29 protein-coding genes are annotated in these 22,872 nt (G+C 71.9%); 19 read left to right on the top strand and 10 right to left on the bottom strand.

Features of this window, described 5'->3' with window-relative positions:
• Positions 1-2 precede the first annotated feature (2 nt).
• Positions 3-209, bottom strand: coding sequence for a hypothetical protein (locus tag ACIA3K_RS02440; RefSeq protein ID WP_396798625.1), 207 nt, complete (start codon positions 207-209; stop codon positions 3-5).
• Between the two features lie 99 nt (positions 210-308).
• On the opposite strand from ACIA3K_RS02440, the gene ACIA3K_RS02435 reads away from it, so the two are divergent.
• A complete protein-coding gene (locus ACIA3K_RS02435; protein WP_396798623.1) occupies positions 309-593 on the top strand; it encodes a hypothetical protein in 285 nt (94 codons plus the stop codon).
• A 133-nt stretch (positions 594-726) separates the two neighbouring features.
• On the opposite strand, the gene ACIA3K_RS02430 is transcribed toward ACIA3K_RS02435, so the two are convergent.
• The 3 genes from ACIA3K_RS02430 to ACIA3K_RS02420 form a co-directional block, all read right to left on the bottom strand.
• Positions 727-1,293: a hypothetical protein gene (locus tag ACIA3K_RS02430; protein WP_396798622.1), complete on the bottom strand. Its 567-nt coding sequence runs from the start codon at positions 1,291-1,293 to the stop codon at positions 727-729.
• 314 nt (positions 1,294-1,607) lie between these two features.
• A complete protein-coding gene (locus ACIA3K_RS02425; RefSeq protein WP_396798619.1) occupies positions 1,608-2,261 on the bottom strand; it encodes a hypothetical protein in 654 nt (217 codons plus the stop codon).
• A gap of 98 nt (positions 2,262-2,359) precedes the next feature.
• A complete protein-coding gene (locus ACIA3K_RS02420) occupies positions 2,360-3,163 on the bottom strand; it encodes a hypothetical protein (protein WP_396798618.1) in 804 nt (267 codons plus the stop codon).
• Between the two features lie 391 nt (positions 3,164-3,554).
• Here ACIA3K_RS02420 and ACIA3K_RS02415 point away from each other — a divergent pair, with 391 nt between their 5' ends.
• The 7 genes from ACIA3K_RS02415 (at position 3,555) to ACIA3K_RS02385 (ending at position 8,720) form a co-directional block, all read left to right on the top strand.
• Positions 3,555-3,857, top strand: coding sequence for an urease subunit gamma (locus ACIA3K_RS02415; RefSeq protein ID WP_222957358.1), 303 nt, complete (start codon positions 3,555-3,557; stop codon positions 3,855-3,857).
• Positions 3,854-4,234: an urease subunit beta gene (locus tag ACIA3K_RS02410; RefSeq protein ID WP_396798616.1), complete on the top strand. Its 381-nt coding sequence runs from the start codon at positions 3,854-3,856 to the stop codon at positions 4,232-4,234. The genes ACIA3K_RS02415 and ACIA3K_RS02410 overlap by 4 nt, the downstream gene beginning before the upstream one ends.
• Entirely contained in the window at positions 4,231-5,934 is a 1,704-nt protein-coding gene (locus ACIA3K_RS02405) for an urease subunit alpha (RefSeq protein WP_396798614.1), read from the top strand. The genes ACIA3K_RS02410 and ACIA3K_RS02405 overlap by 4 nt, the downstream gene beginning before the upstream one ends.
• A complete protein-coding gene (locus tag ACIA3K_RS02400; RefSeq protein WP_396798612.1) occupies positions 5,934-6,752 on the top strand; it encodes an urease accessory protein UreF in 819 nt (272 codons plus the stop codon). The genes ACIA3K_RS02405 and ACIA3K_RS02400 overlap by 1 nt, the downstream gene beginning before the upstream one ends.
• Positions 6,742-7,500 carry an urease accessory protein UreG gene (gene ureG, locus ACIA3K_RS02395; RefSeq protein WP_396798610.1) on the top strand — a complete coding sequence of 253 codons (759 nt, stop codon included), beginning with the start codon at positions 6,742-6,744 and terminating at the stop codon, positions 7,498-7,500. The genes ACIA3K_RS02400 and ureG overlap by 11 nt, the downstream gene beginning before the upstream one ends.
• A complete protein-coding gene (locus ACIA3K_RS02390; RefSeq protein WP_396798608.1) occupies positions 7,500-8,240 on the top strand; it encodes an urease accessory protein UreD in 741 nt (246 codons plus the stop codon). Before ureG ends, ACIA3K_RS02390 begins: the two co-directional genes overlap by 1 nt.
• Positions 8,241-8,345: 105 nt before the next feature.
• The gene (locus ACIA3K_RS02385) at positions 8,346-8,720 is read left to right on the top strand and encodes a cupin domain-containing protein (protein WP_355049789.1); all 375 of its coding nucleotides are present in this window, start codon (positions 8,346-8,348) and stop codon (positions 8,718-8,720) included.
• 8 nt (positions 8,721-8,728) lie between these two features.
• On the opposite strand, the gene ACIA3K_RS02380 is transcribed toward ACIA3K_RS02385, so the two are convergent.
• On the bottom strand, positions 8,729-9,193 hold the full coding sequence (locus tag ACIA3K_RS02380; RefSeq protein WP_396798606.1) for a MarR family winged helix-turn-helix transcriptional regulator: 465 nt from the start codon (positions 9,191-9,193) through the stop codon (positions 8,729-8,731).
• Positions 9,194-9,289: 96 nt separating this feature from the next.
• Between ACIA3K_RS02380 and ACIA3K_RS02375 the strand changes: the two genes are divergently transcribed.
• The 7 genes from ACIA3K_RS02375 to ACIA3K_RS02345 all read left to right on the top strand — a co-directional run bounded on the left by ACIA3K_RS02375 (position 9,290) and on the right by ACIA3K_RS02345 (position 16,159).
• Positions 9,290-10,372, top strand: coding sequence for a substrate-binding domain-containing protein (locus ACIA3K_RS02375; protein ID WP_355049787.1), 1,083 nt, complete (start codon positions 9,290-9,292; stop codon positions 10,370-10,372).
• Between the two features lie 406 nt (positions 10,373-10,778).
• Complete coding sequence (gene urtA / locus ACIA3K_RS02370) at positions 10,779-12,023, top strand: urea ABC transporter substrate-binding protein (protein ID WP_357117706.1); 1,245 nt, start codon at positions 10,779-10,781, stop codon at positions 12,021-12,023.
• A 76-nt stretch (positions 12,024-12,099) separates the two neighbouring features.
• The gene (gene urtB / locus ACIA3K_RS02365) at positions 12,100-12,987 is read left to right on the top strand and encodes an urea ABC transporter permease subunit UrtB (protein ID WP_396798602.1); all 888 of its coding nucleotides are present in this window, start codon (positions 12,100-12,102) and stop codon (positions 12,985-12,987) included.
• Complete coding sequence (gene urtC, locus ACIA3K_RS02360) at positions 12,984-14,171, top strand: urea ABC transporter permease subunit UrtC (protein WP_396798599.1); 1,188 nt, start codon at positions 12,984-12,986, stop codon at positions 14,169-14,171. The genes urtB and urtC overlap by 4 nt, the downstream gene beginning before the upstream one ends.
• The gene (gene urtD / locus ACIA3K_RS02355) at positions 14,168-14,944 is read left to right on the top strand and encodes an urea ABC transporter ATP-binding protein UrtD (RefSeq protein WP_396798597.1); all 777 of its coding nucleotides are present in this window, start codon (positions 14,168-14,170) and stop codon (positions 14,942-14,944) included. The genes urtC and urtD overlap by 4 nt, the downstream gene beginning before the upstream one ends.
• Positions 14,941-15,636, top strand: a complete 696-nt coding sequence (gene urtE, locus ACIA3K_RS02350; protein WP_396798595.1) for an urea ABC transporter ATP-binding subunit UrtE — start codon at positions 14,941-14,943, stop codon at positions 15,634-15,636. The genes urtD and urtE overlap by 4 nt, the downstream gene beginning before the upstream one ends.
• Before the next feature lie 52 nt (positions 15,637-15,688).
• Complete coding sequence (locus ACIA3K_RS02345; protein ID WP_396798593.1) at positions 15,689-16,159, top strand: molybdenum cofactor biosysynthesis protein; 471 nt, start codon at positions 15,689-15,691, stop codon at positions 16,157-16,159.
• Positions 16,160-16,166: 7 nt separating this feature from the next.
• On the opposite strand, the gene ACIA3K_RS02340 is transcribed toward ACIA3K_RS02345, so the two are convergent.
• Positions 16,167-16,544: a nuclear transport factor 2 family protein gene (locus ACIA3K_RS02340; protein ID WP_396798591.1), complete on the bottom strand. Its 378-nt coding sequence runs from the start codon at positions 16,542-16,544 to the stop codon at positions 16,167-16,169.
• Between the two features lie 182 nt (positions 16,545-16,726).
• On the opposite strand from ACIA3K_RS02340, the gene ACIA3K_RS02335 reads away from it, so the two are divergent.
• Positions 16,727-17,473: an alpha/beta hydrolase gene (locus ACIA3K_RS02335; protein ID WP_396798589.1), complete on the top strand. Its 747-nt coding sequence runs from the start codon at positions 16,727-16,729 to the stop codon at positions 17,471-17,473.
• Between the two features lie 32 nt (positions 17,474-17,505).
• Positions 17,506-19,047, top strand: coding sequence for a PP2C family protein-serine/threonine phosphatase (locus ACIA3K_RS02330; RefSeq protein ID WP_396798586.1), 1,542 nt, complete (start codon positions 17,506-17,508; stop codon positions 19,045-19,047).
• Positions 19,048-19,059: 12 nt separating this feature from the next.
• Here ACIA3K_RS02330 and ACIA3K_RS02325 read toward each other — a convergent pair whose 3' ends face one another.
• The 4 genes from ACIA3K_RS02325 to ACIA3K_RS02310 all read right to left on the bottom strand — a co-directional run bounded on the left by ACIA3K_RS02325 (position 19,060) and on the right by ACIA3K_RS02310 (position 21,136).
• On the bottom strand, positions 19,060-19,473 hold the full coding sequence (locus tag ACIA3K_RS02325; protein ID WP_396798584.1) for an ATP-binding protein: 414 nt from the start codon (positions 19,471-19,473) through the stop codon (positions 19,060-19,062).
• Positions 19,473-19,805, bottom strand: a complete 333-nt coding sequence (locus ACIA3K_RS02320; protein ID WP_396798583.1) for an STAS domain-containing protein — start codon at positions 19,803-19,805, stop codon at positions 19,473-19,475. The genes ACIA3K_RS02325 and ACIA3K_RS02320 overlap by 1 nt, the downstream gene beginning before the upstream one ends.
• Positions 19,806-19,934: 129 nt before the next feature.
• Positions 19,935-20,771, bottom strand: a complete 837-nt coding sequence (locus ACIA3K_RS02315) for an SDR family NAD(P)-dependent oxidoreductase (protein ID WP_396798582.1) — start codon at positions 20,769-20,771, stop codon at positions 19,935-19,937.
• Positions 20,772-20,803: 32 nt separating this feature from the next.
• Positions 20,804-21,136, bottom strand: a complete 333-nt coding sequence (locus ACIA3K_RS02310; protein WP_396798581.1) for a nuclear transport factor 2 family protein — start codon at positions 21,134-21,136, stop codon at positions 20,804-20,806.
• Between the two features lie 186 nt (positions 21,137-21,322).
• Between ACIA3K_RS02310 and ACIA3K_RS02305 the strand changes: the two genes are divergently transcribed.
• Positions 21,323-21,709, top strand: a complete 387-nt coding sequence (locus ACIA3K_RS02305; protein WP_396798579.1) for a DUF2267 domain-containing protein — start codon at positions 21,323-21,325, stop codon at positions 21,707-21,709.
• Positions 21,710-21,870: 161 nt separating this feature from the next.
• Positions 21,871-22,833 carry a hypothetical protein gene (locus ACIA3K_RS02300; protein WP_396798813.1) on the top strand — a complete coding sequence of 321 codons (963 nt, stop codon included), beginning with the start codon at positions 21,871-21,873 and terminating at the stop codon, positions 22,831-22,833.
• Positions 22,834-22,872: the final 39 nt, after the last annotated feature.

Raw genomic sequence — 22,872 nt, 5'->3', positions numbered from 1 at the left:
TCTCATGGTCGCTTGCCGTGTCGCCCGCGCCGCTCCCGACTCCAGTGGCGCAACGACGTCGGCAGCTTGCATCCCAGTTGGCCCTCTACCGCATCGACCTTCCCCGGCGAAGCCGGCGAATCGACCACCAGCGGTCGGGCGTCGAAGCCCTGCGCCGCGAGAGATTCCAGGATCTCCGAGAGCCGGCCGACTGCCACCGTCGCGTTCACGAGCGAAGTGGGCCACTGTCGCCGGTTCCCGACACCGGTCCCTGGAGCAGCACGCGACCTGCGGCAGATCCGCGCGCGAGTGGATCTACGCTTACGGACATGGTTGGTCGCTTCTACCGTCGCCACTGGGACGAATCGCGCGGCGACGAGTTCGACGGTTGGGGGCACTCGGTCTGGTACTTCGAGGTGGATGACGACGGTTGGCCGGTTCGGCAGGTCCAGGTGTACGACCATGGCCCAGTCCTCCGGTACGGGCCTGGACATGAGGAAGACCGGTACGGCGGCCTCGGGCAGGCGAGCCTGGATGATCCTGAAGAAGACTGGAGCCCGTTCGTCGTCGCACGGGATGCGTTCGAGCATGTGTGGGAATCCGCTGACGGATAGCCCGAGCCTCAAGACCCACGCACTTCGCGGCAGATGAGTGCGCAGGTGGCGACTCGGCGATGAGTCCGATAGCCCCTCTCTAGGGGCCGGCAGATACCGTATGCCGCTTGGGAGACCGATCCCGGCCGCCTGGTCAGGCAGGTGGGTCGTCCCGGTAGAGATCCGATTTCACATCTCGGCCGCTCCAGCGAGTGGCCGTAAGCTCCGGCCGCTGCCGGACGGGTTTGGGCACCCAGCCGTATCGTCTGGTGTCGAGCGCTTCGTTGTCCCAGTCAGCGATCAACGCGAATGGGTCTGGGATGATGCCCGCCTTATCGTCGCAGGTCGTCAGGACGACCATAAGTGGATTAAAGCGCGTCTCCTGGGCCACATCGCAGTCGTCGGTCCGAGAAGCGACCAAGGCGCCGCACTTCTCGCAGGCTACGCAAGGGTTCCATCCCACGAGGGACCAGCAGCCGACCTGAACGAGGTCGTGGACGAATCGTGTGCCACGGACGTCGCCGGGCGAGAGCAGGAACGTGTTGACGACCTGATCACGGCCGTAGGCGGTCGCGTCGATCGCATAGGTGCCGGGTTGGAGCCGCGGAGGGTTCACATGGTGGTGGTCCAGCAGCGACCAGTGCGGTCCGGCGGGCAGCTCGACCAGCCGCAGCGGAACGCTCAACTCGTTCCCGCACGACGCGCACTGAAGGCTTTCCACTCCTGGAGTGTGTCATTTCAAGCTGAGCGTACGCATCCGCAAAGGGGCCAGCAGGGGCCACCGCTGCCGCGACCTCGGACAGATTGTCGGCCGCCACGGCCCCGGCCACCCGATGCCGCCGCCACATGCTGCAGATAGGCACGACCTCCGACAGCTATCAGGGGTGACGGACGCTCCGCACCAGCGCGCACGGTCGGCGGCATGACAGGATGCCGGCGTGCCTGACGATTTGGTCCTTGGGAAACTCTGGTGGGATCTGCGGGCTCCGGGCAGCGCGCTCGTGGCGGCAGATGCGGATGCTCGTCGGTCAACTGCTATCGCCAGGCCGAGGCGCATACCTCTATCCAGGCCGCGAGGTTGGGCACATGATCGATCGTGAGTAGCGAGTACGGCGGGGAGCCGGTCAACGGCGTGACATTCGCGAAAGCGTGGTCTGGTGCGAAGAGAAGGAGCCGGCCGTCGTCGCGATGCGCCAGCGTCAGATTCCCGTTGGCCTCCACGGCGACGGCGTAGTACTCGTCGGGGTTGATTGAGAGTTCGAGGTCGTCGTCGTCCCATAGCCATGCGTAGTCGGTGAGCACATCGGCGACTCGGACGTGCCTCGCGCTAACCGTAAGCACCTCGTTCTGGTTGTTCCACCAGGTGTCGGGCTCGTGGAACCGTTCGACGATCCCGCCGCAGAGCTTCCAGAAGTTCTTGTGAGTCCGATGGACGGAGTCGCTGTCCACGTCGTGGGGCGGGCGGCAGAGCCATCCCCGTCGATCGTCCGATGATCCCCATGCCAGCAACTCGTAGGCGTCACCTCCGACGGAGACGGGGGTGAGGGTCGTCGAGGCGAGCAGCGCAGAGAGTTCAGGCAAGCCGCCGATCGATCCGCGGTTCCACAGCTGCGCCTCACCCACGACGGCACTCTCGCCGGGACCGAGGAACCACGGGACCTCGTGGACGAAGTGCTCCCAGTCGCTCATCGCACCGATGATGCCAGGGTCACCGTCGCCCACCAGTCCGGGAACCGAGCGTCCGCTCATCGGTAGAAGCGGGCTCGCGGAAACGACTCGGCGCAGCGTCAACCGCCCGTGGCGTCCCACACCACGACGCGTACCACGAACGCCTTGTCCGCGCGGCTGTCGTTGGTGATGGTGGCGAACCCGAGGCGTCCCTCCGAGGTACGGAAGCACCAGTCGGCGCCGGGCGTGAACAAGGCCCGCGCCGAGCCGGTGGCGGACGCGACGCATCCCGCGTACGCCTGGTCGGGGTTGCCGCCGGAGTACTGGTACACGCTCGGCGTGTTGGCGACCTGGATGTTGTCCGAACGCAGATCGCCCCAGTCGTGGTAGAGGTCGAGCCCGTCCGTGGCCCCGTCGGAGTGGTGCGGCACGACCGGCCGATCCGGTTTGTCGACGTCGACGGCGGCCTCCCGGGGCAGCACCACGTCCCGGACGACGAGGGTGCGGGGCGCGTCGGGGTCCGTCGTACCCCTGGGGGTCGGCGGCGCGGCCGGGCTGGCGGTCGGCGTCGCGGCCCCCGTCGGCCCTCCGGCGGCGGGCGGTGACGTGGACGGTGCGCCGGCGGTGGGTGGCGGCGTCGACGGGTCGCGGAGCTGGGTCGCCAGGACACCGCCGAGCAGCAGGCAGCCGAGTGCCAGCAGGGCGATCGCGACGCGGGTCCGCCGACGCCAGAGCCAGAACGCGCCGAGCACCAGGACCGCCGTCAGGGTGAGCGCGAACAACAGCACGTCCCGGTTGAGCCAGCTCTCCACCGCGGTCACCACGCCGAGGACGTTCGCCGCCACGCCGATCACGGCGAGGGTCCTGATCCGGCGGTCGTCGCTGTTGCCGCCGGTCGGTGCGGGGGGCGGGGACTCACCCAACGGTTGCCTCCACTGTGGATTGCTGAGCGGAAACGGACGGTACCGCCCCCGTCATGATCCCATCGGCGCGCTCGTCGGCGGACCGCCGTGCGGCGCGGGTCGGGTCAACTGTCCGACGTTTCAGCGTGATCTCTCATCGCGGGCACCCTGTTGCCCCCGCCGGGAACGATCCTCTACGGTCTGCTGAAGCGGTGGGCGGTGCGGTCCGCATCCGACCGACACCGCCGGGTGTCCGTCGTGCGGGCCGGGATGGTGGAGTCCCGGGCCATTCCGTCGACGGTCGTCACGGCGGTCGTGTGATCCCAGCTCGTCTTCCGGGTGGTGCTGCCCGGAGCGGTTCCGCGCGGAGCCGACCGCGAGCCGACCACGCCGATCCCCACCGGAGATTCCTGTGTTCCTCAGCCCGCACGAGCAGGACCGCCTGCTCGTTCACGTCGCGGCCGATGTCGCCCGCCGCCGCCGCGAGCGCGGCCTGCGACTCAACTATCCCGAAGCCGTCGCGATCATCACCGCCTTCCTGCTCGAAGGGGCCCGGGACGGGCGTTCGGTGGTCGACCTCATGTCGGCCGGCCGGACCGTGCTCGGCCGCGACGACGTCCAGGACGGCATCCCCGAGCTGCTGAGGGAGGTGCAGGTGGAGGCCACGTTCCCGGACGGCACCAAGCTCGTGACGGTGCACCACCCGATCCCGTGATCCCCGGTGAGATCCTGCCGGCGGACAGCCCGGTGGAGATCAACGTGGGTCGACCGCTCACCACGCTGGTCGTGGTCAACACCGCCGACCGCCCGGTGCAGGTGGGCTCGCACTACCACTTCGCCGAGGCCAACCCGGCCCTGGCCTTCGACCGGGACGTCGCCTGGGGGCAGCGGCTCGCCGTTCCGGCGGGTACCTCGGTTCGGTTCGAGCCGGGCGTGAGCCGCAGCGTCGACCTGGTGCCGCTCGGCGGCGCGCGCGTCGTGCCGGGCCTGCGCGGCGAGTGCGCCGGCCCGCTGGACACCGCGTCACCGGCCGCGAAGACGACCGACGGACCGGCGACCGACGCGCCGGTGACCGACGGGCCGGCGCGGTGAGCGCCGTGCGGCGGGACCGCTACATCGATTTGTACGGGCCCACCACCGGCGACCGCATCCGGCTGGCCGACACGAGCCTGCTGATCGAGGTCGAGACCGACCACTGCGTGGGCGGCGACGAGGCGGTCTTCGGCGGCGGGAAGGTGATCCGCGAGTCGATGGGCCAGTCGCGGGCCACCCGCGCCGAGGGCGCCCTCGACACCGTCATCACCGGCGCGGTGGTGCTCGACCACTGGGGGATCGTCAAGGCCGATGTGGGCCTGCGGGACGGGCGGATCGTCGCCCTCGGCCGGGCCGGCAACCCGGACACCATGCCCGGCGTCCACCCCGACCTGGTCATCGGCCCGGCCACCGAGGTGATCGCCGGCAACGGCCGGATCCTCACGGCCGGCGCCGTCGACACCCACGTGCACTTCATCTGCCCGGAGATCGTCACCGAGGCGCTCGCCAGCGGCGTCACCACGCTCGTCGGCGGTGGCACCGGCCCCGCCGAGGGCACCCGGGCCACCACCGTCACGCCGAACGCCTGGCACCTGGCCCGCATGCACGAGGCGTTGGACACGCTGCCGGTCAACGTGCTGCTGCTCGGTAAGGGCAACACCGTCTCGCAAGAGGCGCTGTGGGAGCAGTTGCGTGCCGGCGCGGGCGGTTTCAAGCTGCACGAGGACTGGGGCACCACCCCGGCGGCGATCGACGCCTGCCTGCGGGTGGCGGACGCCTCCGGCGTGCAGGTGTCGATCCACACCGACACCCTCAACGAGGCCGGGTTCGTGGCCGACACGCTGCGGGCGATCGGCGGTCGGGCCATCCACTCGTACCACACCGAGGGCGCGGGCGGCGGGCACGCGCCGGACATCATCACGGTGGCCAGCGAGCCCAACGTGCTGCCGTCGTCGACCAACCCGACCCGGCCGTACACCGCCAACACCCTCGCCGAGCACCTGGACATGCTGATGGTCTGCCACCATCTCAACCCGTCCGTGCCGGAGGACCTGGCCTTCGCCGAGAGCCGCATCCGACCGTCCACGATGGCCGCCGAGGACCTGCTGCACGACCTCGGCGCGATCTCCATCATCGGCTCCGATGCGCAGGCGATGGGTCGGGTGGGCGAGGTGATCCTGCGGACCTGGCAGAGCGCGCACGTCATGAAGGAGCGGGTGGGCGCGCTGCCCGGCGACGGCGCCGCCGACAACCGCCGAGCCCGGCGGTACGTGGCGAAGTACACCATCTGCGCGGCGATGGCGAACGGGCTGGACGGCGAGATCGGCTCGGTCGAGCCGGGCAAACTCGCCGACCTCGTGCTGTGGGACCCGGCGTTCTTCGGCGTACGACCACACCTGGTGATCAAGGGCGGCATGATCGCGTACGCCCAGATGGGTGACGCCAACGCGTCCATCCCCACCCCGCAGCCGATGCTGCCGCGACCGATGTTCGGGGCGTACGGCGTCGCGGCGGCGGCCACCAGCCTGGCGTTCGTCGCGCCGGCCGCCCTCGACGCCGGGCTGCGCCTGGACGTGCGGCGACGGGTGGTGCCGGTCGCCGACGTGCGCTCGCGGGGCAAGGCCGACCTGCCGGAGAACAACGCGATGCCCCGGATCGAGGTGGACCCGGACACCTTCACCGTGCGGATCGACGGGGAGGTGGTGGAACCGGACCCGGTGCCCCGCCTACCGATGACCCAGCGGTACTTCCTGTTCTGATGCCGACGTCGAGCCTGCTCCTGCTGCTGGCCGACGGTCGCTTCCCGGCCGGCGCGCACGCGCACTCCGGCGGTCTGGAGGCCGCCGTCGCCGCCGGCCGGGTCACCGACCTGGCCTCGTTGGAGGCGTTCCTCGTCGGCCGGCTGGCCACCGCCGGGTTGGTCGGCGCGGCGTTCGCGGCGGCGGCGCACCGGACGGTGACGCCGGCCAGCGTCGGCCCCGGCGCGCGCTCGGTCGGCCTCGGGCATCCCGCGCGGCGGGCGAGCGCGCCGACCGATCCCGGCGTACGCCCGGCGGCGGCGGCTGATTCCGCCGTACGAAGGGAGGCACCGGCCGACGACAGCCCGTGCCGGAACGCGCTGGCGCGGCTCGACGCGGAGTTGGACGCCCGGACCGCGTCACCGGCGCTGCGGGGGGTGTCCCGCCGCCAGGGCCGGGCCCTGCTGCGCGCCGGCCGGGCTATCTGGCCGGATGGCCCGTTCGACGATCTGCCCGCGACATCGCAGGGAGCGCACCAGCCGTTGGTGCTCGGGCTGCTCTGCGCCGTCGCCGGCCTGAGTCGCGCCGAGACCGCCACGGTCGCCGCCTACGGGACGGTGACCGGCGCGGCCAGCGCGGGCGTACGCCTGCTCGGCCTCGACCCGTACCAGGTGCAGGCCCTGCTGGTCGGTCTCACCGACCTCTGCGACGGCACCGCCGCCGACGCGGCGCGGGCCGCCGACGATCCACCCGAGCGGCTGCCCGCGGCCGCCGCGCCCCTTGCCGACATCCACGCCGAAGCTCATGCCACCTGGGAGGTGCGTCTCTTTGCGTCCTGACACCGTTTCGCCGACCGCTGCGCCCACTGCCGACCCGCACGACGAGACCGTTCCGCACACCCACCCGGAGCCGGGGGTGGACCCGCATCCGCCGCTCGCGCGGGCCGGCCGGGCGCTGCGCGTCGGCATCGGCGGGCCGGTCGGGTCCGGCAAGACCGCCCTGGTGGCGGCGCTGTGCCGGGCGTTCGCCGAGGAACTGCGACTCGGCGTGGTCACCAACGACATCTACACGACCGAGGACGCCGACTTCCTCAAGCGGGCCGGTGTGCTGGACCCGAGCAGGATCCGCGCGGTGGAGACCGGGTGCTGCCCGCACACCGCCATCCGCGACGACATCGGGGCCAACCTCGACGCCGTGGACGAGCTGGCCGAGGCGGTCGGCCCGCTGGACCTGGTGCTGGTCGAGAGCGGCGGGGACAACCTGACCGCCACGTTCAGCCGGGGCCTGGTGGACCGGCAGATCTTCGTGGTCGACGTGGCCGGCGGGGACAAGGTGCCGCGCAAGGGCGGCCCCGGGGTCACGTCCGCCGACCTGCTCGTGATCAACAAGACCGACCTGGCGCCCATGGTCGGCGCGGACCTGGCCGTCATGGACCGGGACGCGCGGGCCCGGCGCGGCGACCTGCCGACCGTGTTCCTGTCGATCGTCGGGGACCCGACGGCGGGCCGGGTCGCCGACTGGATCCGCCACGAGCTGGCCCACCACGCGGCCCTGCACCCGATCGCCGCGCAGGCCGGCTCGGCCTGATGCGCGCGTTCGCCCGGGTGGTGGCCCGCGCCGACGGCCGGGGCGGCACGACCCTGACCGAGCTGCGCGGCGAGACGCCGCTGCTGCTGCGGCAGACGCCCGGGGAGGGTCACGTCGTGACCGTGTACGTGGTGGGCGGGGCGGCCGGCCCGCTCGCCGGCGACGACCTGCGGCTGGAGATCGAGGTGGGGCCGGGGGCGGCGGTGCGGGTGCACAGCGTCGCCGCCTCGGTCGCCCTGCCCGGCCGGCCCGGCGCCGTGTCGCGGATGGCGGTCCGCGCCGTGGTGCACGACGGTGGCGCACTGCACTGGCTGCCCGAGCAACTCGTCGCGGCGGCCGGCTGCGCGCACCTCGCCGAGTCCCACCTCGAGCTGGCCGCCGGCGCACGGCTGACCTGGCGGGACGAGGTGATCTGCGGCCGGTACGGCGAGACGCCGGGCGCCGCCGTCGTGCACACCCGGGTCGACTACGACGGCCGGCCGCTGCTGCGCCAGTCGCTGGCGGTGGGGCCGGGTGCGCCCGGCTGGGCCGGTCCGGCGGTGCTCGGCGGCGCGTCGGCCACCGGGTCGCTGCTGGTGGTGGACCCGTCGCGCCCCGCCGAGCCCGCGATGGTCTCGGGCACGCTCGCGCGGCTGCCTCTGGCCGGTGGTCCGGCGACGCTCTGGAGCGCCACCGCGCCCGACGCGCACACGCTGCGCGCCCACCTCGGCGACGCGGCCCTCACCGAGGTCACCGCCTGATCCGGTACGCCGTTGTGCGGCATCTCGGCCCCCGGCGCTCGCTTCGCTCCTATCCTCGAAAAAGCATGCGATCGTCGGTCGCCGGAGGGCTCACAGGAGGCCGTGATGGGTGGCAAGGCTCGACCCGAGGGCATCAGTCCGACAGCCGTGGAGGGCGCTCCCGGCCTGTGGCGCGTCGACCTTCAGCGGCACGATCTCAGCATCGAGGGCCGGGAGGTGGTGCAGAGTCGGGTCGAGTTCACGCCGGACTCGCCACCGTTCAAGCACTTCCACCCCGGCGAGGAGATCATCTGTGTGCTCCAGGGGTCACTGGAGTACACCCTCGACGGTCAGCCGCCGGTGGTGTGCAACGTCGGTGACGCCCTGACCGTGCCGTACGGGGTCCACCACCAGGCCCGCAACGTCGGCGACGGGGTGGCCGTCGAGTTGGCCACGTACGTCGTCGAGAAGGGCAAGCCGCTGCTCACCAAGGTGGAGTGAGCCCGACGTCAGGGGCGCGGCCCGGCCGCCTCGGCGTGGTCGCGGCGACCGGCCGGGTCGAGGCGGGCGATCAGCTCGGCGAGGTCGTCGAGCAGGGCGGTGTCGGCCGGTACGCCCACCTCGGCGAGGCTGGCCCGGACCCGCTCGTCGAGGCGGGCGTGCTCGCGGCGGCCCCGCGTCGTCAGGTAGGCCCGGATCCGTCGGCGGTCCAGCGGGTCGATCCGCCGGAACACGAGATTACGGTCGACGAGCTGGTCGACCAGCTTGGTGAGGGTGCCCGGCGGCAGCGAGGCCTCGGCGGAAACCTCGCTCATCGGGTGGCCCTGACCGTCGGCGAGCAGGCAGAGCACCCGCCACGCCTCGGTGGTCAGCTCGTCGTCGGCCAGGACGGCGGCCAATCGGCGGGAGAGCAGCCGTTCGGCGCGGGTGAGCGAGCGCAGCAGGTCGGCTGGCGCCCCGGGCACGTCTGACATGGAACTCCCTGGGCCGGTGGCCCTGTCATCGTACCGAGTCGTCCCGGTCCGTGGTGAGGTCTGGTTTTGCGTCGTTGTCCCGGCAATCATGTGCTCATGTCCGCGCCGGCACCGCCGTGGCTCACCGTCGATCGGGCCGTGGTCAGCATCGCGCTGGTGTACCCGATGCGCGGGCCGGCGGGAATGTTCGGCCCGACCTGCGAACTCTGCGCCCAGCTCGCGGTCGAGGAGATCAACGCCTGCGGCGGGGTGCTGGGCCGGGAGGTACGCCTGGTGCCGGTCGACGGTGGCGCCCCGCCCGCCGAGGTGGCCGCCGAGGTCGAGGCCCTGGTGTCGGTGGGGGCCGTGCAGGGCGTGACCGGTTGGCACATCTCCTCGGTGCGGCAGGCGCTCGCGCCCCGGGTCGCCCACCGCGTGCCGTACGTCTACACCGCCCTGTACGAGGGCGGGGAGCGTACCGAGGGGGTCTATCTGACCAGCGAGACGCCGGACGCCCAGTTGTGGCCCGCAATGCGGTTGCTCGCGGGCGAGCAGGGCGTGCGCCGTTGGTTCGTGGTCGGCAACGACTATGTGTGGCCCCGGCGCACCGCGCGGGCGGCCCAGCGGTACGCGCTGCGCGGCGGCGGTCGGGTGGTGGGGCAGGCGTTCCTGCCGTTGGAGACGCACGACTTCGACGAGGTGCTGCGCCAGATCGAGCGCAGCGAGGCCGACGCGGTGGTGATGCTGCTCGTCGGCGCGGACGCGGTGCGGTTCAACCGGGCGTTCGGGCGTGCCGGGATGGACCAGCGTTGCCTGCGGCTGAGCACCCTGATGGACGAGAACATGCTGCTGGCCAGTGGCGTGGGCGCGACGCGGCGGCTCTACAGCACGGCGGGCTTCTTCGCCGGTCTCGTGACACAGGAGAACCTGGACTTCCACGGCGAGTTCGCCCGCCGGTTCGGGGTGGAGGCGCCGCCGCTGGGCAGTCTGGGGGAGTCCTGCTACGAGGGCGTGATGCTGCTCGCCGCCCTGATCGCGCAGGCCCGCACCCTCGACGTACGGGCGATCGAGACGGCTGCCGACTCGGTGGCCTACCACGGGCCGCGCGGTCGGCTGCGGCTGCGTCGGCGGCACGTGCGCCAGCGGATCTACCTCGCCGAGGCCGACGGTCTCGACTTCACCGTGCTCGCCCAGCTCTGACCGCCCGTCCGGACGCTTGACAGGTCCACCCGGCTCGGCCCTAAGATACTTCCTGCGTGAAGTATCTGGCTCGGGGCCGGATACCGCGAATGTGTCCACCGTCGGCCGAAATCTGTCCGCCGACCATTGTGGTGGCCCTTTCCGTACCCGAATTAATCACTGCCGGCATCGTGTGCGAACGCGATGCCGGCCATTGTGGCGTGCGCCCTCTCCAGGTGTCGGGGAAACAGTCAATTAAGGACTGGGAAACACTCACGCAATCATGCCGGTCGACGCTTTGCGTGCCCGTACCCGATGCGATGACCACCGGCGACGTCCACCCGTCGACCTCGGCATCGCCAACGTCAGCTCCACCGGACCGCACCGACCGTCCTTTCGCTACTTGAGTGCACCGTAGGGAGATTAGATGTCACTTCTTTGGGGCCGCCGCATCCTGGCGGGTGCCATGACCCTCGTCGCCGCGGCAGCCATGACCGCGTGCGGCAGCAAGACCAACGACGAGGGCGGCACGGCCGGCGTCACCGCCGACGTGTCCGGCGACACCGTCAAGGTGGGACTGCTCAACTCGCTCTCCGGCACCATGGCGATCAGCGAGGTCACCGTCCGCGACTCGATCATGCTCGCCGTCGAGGAGATCAACGCGGCCGGTGGGGTCCTCGGCAAGAAGATCCAGCCGGTCGGCGAGGACGGCGCGTCGGACTGGCCCACCTTCGCCGAGAAGGCCGAGAAGCTCATCTCCGAGGACCGGGTCGCCGCCGTCTTCGGCTGCTGGACGTCGGCGAGCCGCAAGGCGGTCAAGCCGGTGTTCGAGAAGAACAAGGCGCTGCTGTTCTATCCGGTGCAGTACGAGGGCCTGGAACAGTCGCCCTACATCTTCTACACGGGCGCGACGACCAACCAGCAGATCGTCCCCGGGCTCGACTACCTCAAGTCCCAGGGAACGAAGTCGGTCTACCTGGTCGGCAGCGACTACGTGTTCCCGCGAACGGCCAACAAAATCATCAAGGCGTACGCGGCGGCGAACGGGATGACCGTGGTCGGCGAGGATTACGCGCCGCTCGGGTCCACCGAATTCGGCACGATCGTCAACAAGGTCAAGTCGTCCGGCGCGAAGGCGGTCTTCAACACCCTCAACGGTGACAGCAACGTGGCCTTCTTCAAGGAGTACAAGTCGGCCGGGCTGACCGCCGCCGCCATGCCGGTGGTGTCGGTGTCCATCGCCGAGGAGGAGGTCAAGGGCATCGGCACCCAGTACCTGGAGGGTCAGCTGACCGCCTGGAACTACTACCAGACCACGCCCGGCGCGGCGAACAGCAAGTTCGTGGCCGCGTACAAGGCGAAGTACGGCGCGGACAAGCCGACGAGCGACCCGATGGAAGCCGCCTACGTCAGCGTCTACCTGTGGAAGGCGATGGTCGAGAAGGCCGGCGCGTTCGACGTCGAGAAGGTCCGCGGCGCGTCCGACGGGATCACCTTCGACGCGCCGGAGGGCCTGGTCACCGTCGACGGCAAGACCCAGCACATCGCCAAGACCGCCCGCATCGGCAAGATCGGCGCGGACGGTCTCATCACCGAGGTGTGGAACTCCGGCAAGCCGGTCGCGCCGGACCCGTACCTCAAGACCTACCCGTGGGCGAGCGGCCTGAGCTGACGACGCCGGCCCGGGCGGGTGACGCGACGACGCGCCCCCGCCCGGGCCCCCCGACCAGCAGTACGGAGTACCCACCGTGACAGTCCTCTTCGGTCAACTCTTCACCGGCATCAGCATCGGCGCGGTGCTGCTGCTCATCGCGCTCGGGCTCGCGCTGACCTTCGGCCAGATGAACGTCATCAACATGGCCCACGGCGAGTTCATCATGGCCGGCGCCTACACGACGTACGTGCTGCAACAGAGCATCAGCGGGGCCGGTGTGTCCCTGCTGGTGGCGTTGCCGGTGGCGTTCGTGGTCGCCGGCACGATGGGTGTGCTGCTGGAGATCCTGCTGATCCGTCGGCTCTACGCCCGCCCGCTGGACACCCTGCTGGTCACCTGGGGCGTGTCCCTGATGCTGCAACAGCTCGCGCGGGACGTCTTCGGCAGCCCGAACGTGCAGACCCGCGCGCCGGACCTGCTCACCGGCAACGTGGCGTTGCCCGGCGGCCTGACCGTCGCCAACAACCGGCTGTTCATCCTGGCCCTGGCGCTGGCCGCCGTCGCCGCGCTCACCCTGGCGCTGCGGCTCACCCCGTTGGGGCGTCGGATCCGCGCGGTGGTGCAGAACCGCGACCTCGCCGCAGTGTCCGGCATCCCCACCGCCCGGGTCGACCGGACGACGTTCTTCATCGGCTCCGGCCTGGCCGGGCTGGCCGGGGTGGCGCTCACCCTCCTCGGCCCGATCGGCCCGACGATGGGCACCAACCTGATCATCGACGCCTTCCTGGTCGTCGTGGTCGGCGGGATCGGCCAGCTCAAGGGCAGCGTGATCGTCGCCTTCGCCCTCGGCGTGCTCCAGGCCACCGGGGAGTACCTCACCACCCTCAGCGTCGCCAAGGTGATCGTCTTCGTGGCGATCGTCGCGTTCCTCCAGTGGCGGCCACAGGGCCTGTTCACCCTGCGGACCAGGAGCCTCGCATGACCGCCGTGACACCCGCGCCGCCGAGCACCGCCAGCACACCGGCTCCGGCCGACGCCGTGCCACCGAGACGGCCCGGTGGCCGGTCGCGGCTGCGTACGCTGGCCGGGTTCGCGTTCGGCGCGGCGCTGCTGTTCGCCGTCGCGCCGCTGGCGCTGTCGGACTTCCGGCTGGCCCTGCTCGCCAAATACCTGTGCGTCGCCATGGTGGCCGTCGGCATCGGCATCGCCTGGGGTCGGGGCGGCATGCTCACCCTCGGCCAGGGCGTCTTCTTCGGCCTCGGCGGCTACGCGATGGCCATGCACCTCAAGCTCGCCGACGCGGGTCCCGGTGGGATGCCCGACTTCATGCAGCTGTACGGGCAGCTCGACGAACTGCCCGTCTGGTGGCGGCCGTTCGCCAGCCCGTGGTTCGCGTTGCCCGCCACGGTGCTGCTGCCGATGGCCGTCGCGTTCGGGCTCGGCTCGCTGGTGTTCCGCCGTCGCGTGCGGGGCGCGTACTTCGCCATCCTCAGCCAGGCCCTCGCCGCCGCCATGGTGATCCTGCTGATCGGTCAGCAGGGGACCACGGGCGGCACCAACGGGCTCACCGACATCCAGGGCTTCTTCGGTTACGACCTGGACGACCCGGTCAACCAGCGGATGGTCTACTTCATCATCGCCGGCATCCTGTTGGCGCTGCTCGCCCTGGCCCGCCAGCTCATGCACAGCCGCTACGGCGAGCTGCTGGTGGCGGTGCGTGACGGTGAGGAGCGGGTCCGCTTCCTCGGCTACGACCCGGCGTCGGTCAAGCTCGTCGCCTACGTGGTGGCGGCGGGGATGGCGGGCCTCGCCGGCGCGCTGTTCGTGCCGGCGGTGGGCATCATCTCGCCAGCCCTGATCGGCATCGTCCCGTCGATCGAGTTCGTCATCGGGGTCGCGGTGGGCGGTCGGGCGACGCTGCTCGGGCCGGTGCTCGGCGCGGTCGCGGTGGCCTGGGCGCGTACCGCCCTCTCGGAACGGTTCCCGGGCACCTGGACGTACCTCCAGGGCCTGCTCTTCGTGGTGGTGGTGGCGTTCCTCCCCGGCGGCCTGGCGTCGCTGTGGGCGCTGGCCCGCCGCCGCGACCCCGACCCCGCGTCGAGCCGGCGCGGGTGGTCGGCGCTTACCAAGCGACGCGCCGACCGAGCGGAGGTGGCGGCCCCATGAGCGAGGACCGACTGGACGGGTTGTCCGTCCGTGACGTGCGGGTCAGCTTCGACGGTTTCACCGCGGTCGACGGGGTCTCGCTGGAGGTGCCCGCCGGGGACATCCGGTTCCTGATCGGGCCGAACGGCGCGGGCAAGACCACCCTCGTGGACGCGATCACCGGCCTGGTGCGGGCCACCGGCTCGGTGTGCTTCGGCGATGCGGAGCTGCTGGGCCGCCCGGTGCACCGGATCAGCCGCCTCGGCATCGGACGGACGTTCCAGACGTCGACGATCTTCGAGGAGCTGTCGGTCGTGCAGAACCTCGACATCGCGGCCGGCGCGCGCCGGAGCTGGGCCACCCTGGCCCGGCGTCGGCGGGGCATCCCCGACGAGGTGGCCGCCGCGCTGGACACCATCGGGCTGACCGGCCGGGCCGATCAGCTCGCCGGCACGCTCGCGCACGGTCAGAAGCAGTGGTTGGAGATCGGCATGCTGCTGGTGCAGGACGCCCGGCTGCTGCTGCTCGACGAGCCGGTCGCCGGGATGAGCCACGAGGAGCGCGACGCCACCGGCGCCCTGTTGGAGGCGGTGAGCCGCGACCGCACGGTCGTGGTGATCGAGCACGACATGGACTTCCTGCGGCGCTTCGCGCGCAGCGTGACCGTGCTGCACGCGGGCAAGGTGCTCAGTGAGGGCACGGTGGCGCAGGTCCAGGCGGACCCGCGCGTGCAGGAGGTCTACCTTGGCCACTCGGTCGACGCCGGGTCGGTCCCCAGTCCTCTGGAGGCATGATGCTGACCCTGCGTGGGGTGCACGCCGGTTACGGACGTTCCCGGGTGCTGCACGGGGTGGATCTCGCCGTTCCGCCGGACGGGGTGGCCGCGGTGCTCGGGCACAACGGCGCCGGCAAGAGCACCCTGCTGCGGGTCGCGGCGGGCCTGCTGCGCCCGACCGCCGGCACGGTCGAGCTGGACGGTGCGGACGTCACCCGGCTCGCGCCGCACGAGCGGGTGGCGCGCGGGATGGCGTACGTGCCGCAGGGCCAGCAGTGCTTCCCGCACCTCACGGCGGCGGAGAACCTGCGCCTGGTCGCGGACGGCCGGCGCGACGGCGCGGTGGCCACGGCGGAGGTGCTGGACCTGTTCCCGGCGCTGCGCCCGCTGCTGCGGCGGCGGGCCGGGTTGCTGTCCGGCGGTCAACGTCAGCAGCTCGCCATCGCCCGTGCGTTGATCACCCGGCCGCGGCTGCTCATGCTCGACGAGCCGACCGAGGGCATCCAGCCGTCGGTGGTCGCCGAGATCCAGGAGCGGATCGTCGAGCTGACCCGGCAGTCCGGATTCAGCGTGCTGCTCGTCGAGCAGCACCTCGGCTTCGCGCTGCGGGTGGCGAACCGTTACCACGTCCTCGAATCCGGCCGGGTCACCTCGCACGGCGACGGGGGAGTCACGGCGGAGCGGGAGGTACGCGCGGCCCTGGCGGTCTGAGACGGGTCGGAGCGCGCCCCGGCGGCACCCTCCGGTTCGTAGAATCCCTGCCATGGCGCAGATCGTCGAGTTGCTGGCCTCGCCCGTGCACCGCTTCCTGGGCCGGCCGAGCGACGGTCCGGCGCCCGCGCCCCCCGGTGAGCTGGTCGCCGCCGTTGAGATCCGGGCCGGCCTCGGCATCGTCGGCGACCGCTACTTCGGCAAACCGGCTCACCGCGACGCCAGCGTCACGGTGATCGCCCAGGAGTCGCTGCCGGCCGGCATCGGGCTGGCGCAGGTCCGCCGCAACATCCTCACCACCGGCCTCGCCGTGGACGAGCTGATCGGCCGGGTGCTGGTCCTCGACTGCGGCGACGGCCCGGTCGGCCTCCGGGTGAACCGGGCCGCGCGCCCCTGCGCCTGGATGGACGTCACGGTCGGCCCGGGCGCCTGGAAGGCGCTGCGCACCACCGGCGGCGTCCGCTGCACGCCCCTGCACGACGGCGTTCTGCGCGTCGGCCCGCTCACCGCCACCGTGAGCTGACCAGCTCTCACACCTGGCTGATGTGCGCGGCGAGCACCCGCCACCCGTGCGGGTCGTCGTGCACCCAGGTGCGGGTGTAGCGCAGGCGCGCGCTGAACGGCTCGCCGTCGAACGTCCCCGCGACCCGGGCCAGGCAGAACGTCACCCCGGTCGACCCGACGACGAGCAGGTCCAACTCCTCCTCGGTCAGCTCCTCGACGACCGAGGTCCGGTCCCGGTGCGCGGCGAGATCCTCCGCCTTGGTGTGCTTTCGGCCGTCGGGGCCGATCGCGATCAGTTGGTCGACCAGCAACTGGTCGAGGGCGTCGGCGTCACCGGCCCGCTGCACGGCCTGCAGGGTGCGTTCGGCGTCGAGCAGCTCCGCCTCGCGTGCGCTGTCCGGCATGGCGCCGTCCTCCCGGTCTCCCGCTCCCGGCGTCACCGTCCGGACTGACCGAATTGTGGCAGGCCACCCGGTCCGGACGTGGGCGCATCGGCGTGGCGGCGCGCCCGTGCGTCTCGAAAAACCGCCGGCAGGAGTCTGATTCATCCCGAATACTGGCTCTATGCCACGGAAGGTGATGCCGCATGAGCGCTTCTGACACGTCCGGCCAGCAGGCAGGGCTGCCCACCATCGTGCTCGTGCACGGGGCCTTCGCCGACTCGTCGAGCTGGAACGGGGTGATCGCGAACCTCAAGCGCCGGGGTTATCCGGCCATCGCCGTCGCCAACCCGCTGCGCGATGTGCAGGGGGACGCGGCGTACGCCCGCTCCGTCGTGGACAGCGTCGACGGTCCGGTCGTGATGGTCGCGCACTCGTACGGCGGCGTGGTGATGACCGAGGCCGCGGACGGCGCGGCCAACGTGAAGGCCCTGGTGTACGTCGCCAGCGTCAGCCCGGACGTCGGCGAGAGCGTGGTCGACCTGGTCATGAAGTACCCCGGCAGTCAGCTCGTCACATCCATCGAGATGGTTCCCTACCCGCTGCCCGACGGTGGGACGTCCATGGACCAGTACATCAAGCAGGACGTGTTCCCGGCCGTGTTCGCCGCCGACGTCGACCCCGAGGTCGCCGAGCTGATGGCGGCCACCCAGCGGCCGGCCTCCGCGAAGGCGCAGACCGGGTCCGTGACCAGGGCGGCCTGGAAGACGATCCCGTCGTGGACCCTGATCAGCACGCAGGACCAGGGCATCCCGCCGGACCTGCAACGCTTCCTGGCCCAGCGGGCCGGGTCCACCGTGGTCGAGGTCGACGGGTCGCACGCCGTGGCGGTCTCGCAACCGGACCCGGTCGCCGACTTCATCGACAGCGCTGCCCGCGCCACCATGGGGTAGCTCGGACAGCGGTGCGTACTAGGCTTCGTGCCATGGCGGACCAGGACGGTCCGGGCGCGCACGCCGGAGCGACGCGACCGGTCGAGGCGGTCGTCCGGGAGATCCTCGCGGTGGTCCCGGCCGGGTGCACCTGGCTGGTGCCGGTGCCCGACGACCACCGCGCCGTCGCCGACTGGCGGATCGCGGCCACCAGCGGGCAGAGCCCGGACATCTACGGTCGGGGCGTCGACCGCGTCGGCGCGTGCCTCAGCGAGCTGTACCCCAGCATGGTCGACGGGCCGCTCTGGCAGCTCTACGAACGGGTGTTCACCTCCGGGTCGTCCGGCCGCCTGGCCGATTTCCGGTACGTGGAGAGGCGTACCGGCGTCGTCGCCGACTCGCTGTTCGACGTCGAGGTGCACCGCGTCCTCGGTGGCCTGCTGGTGTCCTGGCAGCGGCTCGACGAGGACCGTCGCCGCCTGGACCGCACCGAGCTGCTGGGCAGCCTCGGCTGGGCCGAGTACGACCTGGCCAGCGGGATCAGTCAGTGGTCACCCGGCATGTACCGCGTCTTCGAGCGGGATCCCGCGCTCGGGCCGCTGTCGCGCGCCGAACAGTCCGCCGCCCTGCTACCCGACGACTACCTGCTGCGCGAGGCGGCGTGGCAGACGTTGGACGGCGGGGAGTCCTCCGACGTGACGGTCCGGTTCCAGACGACCGCCGGGGTGCGGCATCTGCGGATCCTCTCCGACGTGTCGCGGGACGCCGACGGCGTACCGCTGAAGATCCACGCCGTGGTGCAGGACGTGACCGCCCGGGTGGACTCGCGTACCGCCATCGAACGGCTCAACGACCAGTTGCGGACGCGGGAGCTGACCGCGCTGGCCGAGCACCGGCTCGCCGGGCAGTTGCAGAACCTCATCCAGCCCGTGCCCCGCGAGACGTTCGCCCTGCCCGGCATCGAGGCGGTGGTCAACTACCTGCCGGCCGAGAGCACGGCGCAGGTCGGCGGCGACTGGTACCACGCGCAGGCCCTGCCGGACGGCACGGTCGTGCTCGCCGTCGGCGACGTCGCCGGTCACGGCCTGGACGCGGCGAGCGGAATGGCGCACCTGCGCTTCGCCCTGGTGTCCTGGCTGTCGATCGGCATCGGTGACCCGGCGGTGCTGCTCGGGCACCTCAACCGACTCTGCGGTCAGCTCTCGATCACCGGCACCGCGGTGGTCGCCGTGTACGACCCGGCCACCCAGGCGCTCCGGTGGGGCCGGGCCGGGCACATGGCGCCGCTGCTGTCCCGGGCCGGTCGGACCGACCCGCTCGAAAGCCCGCCGGGCCTGCTGTTGGGCGCCGTGGCCGACTCGACGTACCCGGTGCTCACCGCGCGACTGCGCCCCGACGACCTCGTGCTGTTCTACACCGACGGCCTGGTCGAGCGCCGGGAGCCCGAGCAGGACCGGTTGCGGCAGGTGACCGCCACCCTGTCCGCGCTCAGCGCGACGCCGGGGGAGCAGACCCTCGCCCGGCTGCGGAATCTGCTGCACCACCCCAGCCCGGACGACGACACGTGCACCCTGGCCGTCCGCGTGCTGCCCTGATCGGCGCCCGGCTCACCGCGACAGCCGGATCCGGACCACCGTGCTCTCACCCGCGGTGAACACCCGTACCTCGTCGCAGATCTGCTCGACGATGGCCAACCCGCGACCGCGTACCGCGTTTGCGGCGGGCATCTCCCGGCCGAGCGTCCGCGCCGGGCCCTGGTCGACGACGTCGCAGAACACCTGGTCACCCTCGGCCCAGAGCCGGACCCGGCCGCCGCCGGTGGTGTGCTGCAACGTGTTGGTCGCCAGCTCGCTGACCGCGAGCGCCAGCAACTCCACCCGCTCGTCCGACAGGCCCCGCGCCGTGGCGCCCTGGCAGACGAACGTGCGCAGCTCCCGCAGATCGGCCGCCACCTCGTACGCCATCGCGTCGATGCGCGGCTCCTCGGCCACGGCGTGCGCGTGGGGTCGGTCGGCCGCCATCAGCCCGCCAGCCGCGGGTCGTCGGCGGGCGGACGCAGCAGGTTGCCCACGCCGGTGATGTCGAGGACCGTCGCGACCGGGCCGGAGGCGTTGACCGCGTACAGGTGCCGGCCGTCGGCGCGCGCCGCCTGATGGGCGGTCACCAGGCCGTGCAGGCCCGTGGAGTCGAGGAACCGCAGCCCGCCGACGTCGACCACCACCACCGCGGCGGCGCGTACCGCCGCGGACAGCACGGTCGTCAGCTCGGGCTGGGCCGCCAGGTCGCACTCACCGGTAAGCGTGACCACGATCCGCCCGGGTGCCGTAGACGTACGGGCCTCGAAGTGCGCCATCGGACAGCAGCACCCTTTCTCGTCGCGTCGGCCGTTGTCGGGACATCATGTCATCCGATGGCCGGTCGGCCGTGTCCTCCGTTCGGCGGTTGATCAAGAAGGTGCGGCCACTGTGCGACGGCGGACGGGTCAGGACCCCGAGTCGAACGCGACGGACTCGCTCAGCTCGCGCCACCGCGCGTCCGACGCGGCGAGCGCCTGACCGACCGTCGCGGCGGCCGCCACGGCGTCGGCGCCGAGGAGCAGCCGTGCGGGTGGGTCCTCGACGAGGGTGATCTCGATGATCGCCCGCGCCGCCCGCGCGGGATCGCCCTGCTGGTTTCCGCTGGTGTGGCGCATCCGCTCGACGACCGGCTCGATCACCGGCCGGTACGGCTCGGTGGTGGGCAACATGCTCATCGACGCGCCCGCCCAGTCGGTGCGCAGCGCGCCGGGCTCGACCGTGGTGATCCGGATGCCGAACGAGGCGACCTCGGTGGCGAGCACCGCCGAGAAGCCGGCTACCGCCCACTTGGCGGACTGGTACGCGCCCAGGCCGGTGCTGGCGACCCGGTCGCCGACGCTCGAGATCTGGACGATGTGCCCGCGCCCCTGCTCCCGCAGCACCGGCAGGGCGGCGCGGGTCAGGTGGACCACCCCGTAGAAGTTGGCCTCGATCTGCGCCCGGAAGGCGTCCTCGGACATGTCCTCGATCGCGCCGACGTCGGCATACCCGGCGTTGTTGACCAGGACGTCCAGCGCGCCGAACGCGTCCACCGCCGCGCGTACGGCCGCCCGGGCGGCGGCCGGATCGGTGACGTCGAGCGCGATCGCCCGGACCTGGTCGCCGTACCGGGCGGTGAGGTCGGCGAGCTGCGCGGGGTTGCGGGCGGTGGCGACGAGTTGGTCCCCGTCGGCCAGCACCGCTTCGGCGAGCGCCCGGCCGAGCCCCCGCGAGCAGCCGGTGACGAGCCAGACTCGGGGCACGGCATCTCCTTCTGACAGGTGGCGCGCGGTCGCTACGGGCGGATGTCCAGAGCGCCGATCAGGCCGTCGCGCAGGGTGAACCGGTAGCGCAGCTCGACCGGGCTGCCCGGGAAGTCGCCCGACAGCCGCGTGAGAACCAGGTAGGAGTCGCCGGCCTGGGGAGTGACCCGCACCGGTTCGGCGGTGTACGAGTACTCCGCCATCGTGCGCTCCCGCCAGGAGCGGATGGACGGACGGCCGTCGTACAGCCGGTCCTCGTCGGCCACGCTCGCCGTGTCCGCGAAGCAGGCGACGAAGGCGTCCACGTCCCGTTCGCCGACGGCCCGGAAGTACCGGTCGATCACGTCGGGCAGGTCGACCGCCATCTGCTCCTCCTGCGGCCCTGGGCCGCCCGTCGGGGCGGCCACCGTGGTCCCGGTCCGACCTCACGGTACGAGACGCGGCGGGTGGGGCGCGGCGCAACCGGCAGAACCGCCGGGCCGGCGCCTCCCGGGGTTTGTCGCCGTCCGGCCCGGGTAGCCACGCGTCCCGGCGACGGAAGGGGCGGGTCCATGGCCGAACTGGCGTTCGTCGACAAGGTGGCGGCACGGGCGGGTATTCCGCCGGCCGCGGCACGTCCGCTGGCCGAGGCCGTGCTGCGGACGCTCACCGAACGTCTCAGCGGGGGAGAGGCCACCGCCCTCGCTCCGCACGTGGCCGACGAGCTGAGTCCGCTGCTGGTCAAGGCCGCCGAACCGCCCGAGACATTCGGGTACGACGAGTTCCTGCGCCGCGTCGCCGATCGCGCCGGCACGGACCGGGCCGGGGCCGAGCGGGGCGTACGGGCGGTCCTGGAGACGATGCACCGGGTGGTCGGGCACCGCGAGTTCTCCGATGCCCTGGCCCAACTCCCGGCGGATCTGCGGGCACTGGCGCAGCCGCTGCCGCAGGGCCCCTGACCGACGCGCGTCCGATGCGTCGGTGACCGTTCGGTCCCTGGCGTGCCGCCACGACACCGGCTCTACTGTGCGTAACCGATCGAACGCGCAGTGGCGGTTGTCCCGCGCCCCGTCCGCCGGGTCGTCGCCGCTCCGATCCGAGGAGCGTCGCCTTGGCGTCCATGGTGTCCCCGCGTCCCCTGTTGACCGCAGCGACGACCGTCGTCGCGATGGTCACCCTCGCTCCCGCTCCCGCCGTCGCGTCCCCGCACAGCTATCGGGTCGTCGACCTCGGCACCCTGAGCGGGGGTGACGGCGCTGCGACGGCGATGAACGATCGCGGCGACATCGTCGGCTGGAGCACGGTCGCCGGCGGCGCCCGGCACGCCGTGCTGTGGCGACACGGCGTCATCACCGACCTGGGCGTGCTACCGGGTGACACCGATTCCAGCGCCGTGGACGTCAACGAGTTCGGTGACGTGGCGATCACCTCGTTCGGCTCGGACTACCTGACCCGCGCGGTGCTCTGGCGCGACGGCCACCTCCGTGACCTGGGCACCCTGGGCGGGGAGAACAGTGTGGCGATCGGCGTCAACGACCGGCGGCAGGTGCTCGGCAGCAGCCCTCCGGCCGGCGACATGCCGCACCGCTTCCTGTGGCGCGACGGGGTCTTCACCGACCTGGGTCGGGAGTACTTCTACGAGTTCACCGCCGACTTCAACAACGCGGGCGACGTGGTGGGTGGGTTCAACGTGCCGCCGCAGGACTACCCGTGCACCTGCGTCGGTGGCCGGTTGCGCGACGGCGTCCTGACCCAGATCGGCAGCGAGGCCCTCGGGGTCAACAACCGGGGCCAGGTGGTGGGGGCGGCGAACGGCCGAGCGTTCCGCTGGCAGAACGGGACACTGACCGACCTCGGCACGCTCGGCGGTGAATGGAGCCACGCCACCGCGATCAACGACCGGGGTGAGGTGGTGGGCCAGAGCGCCACCACCACCGCCGCGTGGCACCCGTTCCTGTGGCGCCGAGGTGTGATGACCGACCTGACCACCCGGGGCGTGTGGGAGACCGACTCGATCGAGGACATCAACATCCGGGGCCACCTCGTCGGCGCCCGAGGGAACCGACCGGTGCTGTTCCGCTGAGCGTCGGTTCCCACCCGGCTCACGAGACGGGGCGTGGCC

The organism is Micromonospora sp. NPDC051543, from assembly GCF_044454415.1.
In the GTDB taxonomy this organism is placed as follows: Bacteria; Actinomycetota; Actinomycetes; order Mycobacteriales; family Micromonosporaceae; genus Micromonospora.
Note: the sequence above shows the minus strand (reverse complement) of the source record. Positions and strands in the feature narration are given on the sequence as shown.

Excerpts from the sequence above, each read along its gene's own strand:
- ACIA3K_RS02435 (WP_396798623.1), top strand. The coding sequence starts at position 309 with ATGGTTGGTCGCTTCTACCGTCGCCACTGGGACGAATCGCGCGGCGAC.
- ACIA3K_RS02425 (WP_396798619.1), bottom strand. The coding sequence starts at position 2,261 with ATGAGCGACTGGGAGCACTTCGTCCACGAGGTCCCGTGGTTCCTCGGT.
- ACIA3K_RS02400 (WP_396798612.1), top strand. The coding sequence starts at position 5,934 with ATGCCGACGTCGAGCCTGCTCCTGCTGCTGGCCGACGGTCGCTTCCCG.
- ACIA3K_RS02390 (WP_396798608.1), top strand. The coding sequence starts at position 7,500 with ATGCGCGCGTTCGCCCGGGTGGTGGCCCGCGCCGACGGCCGGGGCGGC.
- ACIA3K_RS02385 (WP_355049789.1), top strand. The coding sequence starts at position 8,346 with ATGGGTGGCAAGGCTCGACCCGAGGGCATCAGTCCGACAGCCGTGGAG.
- ACIA3K_RS02380 (WP_396798606.1), bottom strand. The coding sequence starts at position 9,193 with ATGTCAGACGTGCCCGGGGCGCCAGCCGACCTGCTGCGCTCGCTCACC.
- ACIA3K_RS02375 (WP_355049787.1), top strand. The coding sequence starts at position 9,290 with ATGTCCGCGCCGGCACCGCCGTGGCTCACCGTCGATCGGGCCGTGGTC.
- urtA (WP_357117706.1), top strand. The coding sequence starts at position 10,779 with ATGTCACTTCTTTGGGGCCGCCGCATCCTGGCGGGTGCCATGACCCTC.
- urtC (WP_396798599.1), top strand. The coding sequence starts at position 12,984 with ATGACCGCCGTGACACCCGCGCCGCCGAGCACCGCCAGCACACCGGCT.
- urtD (WP_396798597.1), top strand. The coding sequence starts at position 14,168 with ATGAGCGAGGACCGACTGGACGGGTTGTCCGTCCGTGACGTGCGGGTC.
- urtE (WP_396798595.1), top strand. The coding sequence starts at position 14,941 with ATGATGCTGACCCTGCGTGGGGTGCACGCCGGTTACGGACGTTCCCGG.
- ACIA3K_RS02345 (WP_396798593.1), top strand. The coding sequence starts at position 15,689 with ATGGCGCAGATCGTCGAGTTGCTGGCCTCGCCCGTGCACCGCTTCCTG.
- ACIA3K_RS02340 (WP_396798591.1), bottom strand. The coding sequence starts at position 16,544 with ATGCCGGACAGCGCACGCGAGGCGGAGCTGCTCGACGCCGAACGCACC.
- ACIA3K_RS02335 (WP_396798589.1), top strand. The coding sequence starts at position 16,727 with ATGAGCGCTTCTGACACGTCCGGCCAGCAGGCAGGGCTGCCCACCATC.
- ACIA3K_RS02330 (WP_396798586.1), top strand. The coding sequence starts at position 17,506 with ATGGCGGACCAGGACGGTCCGGGCGCGCACGCCGGAGCGACGCGACCG.
- ACIA3K_RS02325 (WP_396798584.1), bottom strand. The coding sequence starts at position 19,473 with ATGGCGGCCGACCGACCCCACGCGCACGCCGTGGCCGAGGAGCCGCGC.
- ACIA3K_RS02320 (WP_396798583.1), bottom strand. The coding sequence starts at position 19,805 with ATGGCGCACTTCGAGGCCCGTACGTCTACGGCACCCGGGCGGATCGTG.
- ACIA3K_RS02310 (WP_396798581.1), bottom strand. The coding sequence starts at position 21,136 with ATGGCGGTCGACCTGCCCGACGTGATCGACCGGTACTTCCGGGCCGTC.
- ACIA3K_RS02305 (WP_396798579.1), top strand. The coding sequence starts at position 21,323 with ATGGCCGAACTGGCGTTCGTCGACAAGGTGGCGGCACGGGCGGGTATT.
- ACIA3K_RS02300 (WP_396798813.1), top strand. The coding sequence starts at position 21,871 with ATGGTGTCCCCGCGTCCCCTGTTGACCGCAGCGACGACCGTCGTCGCG.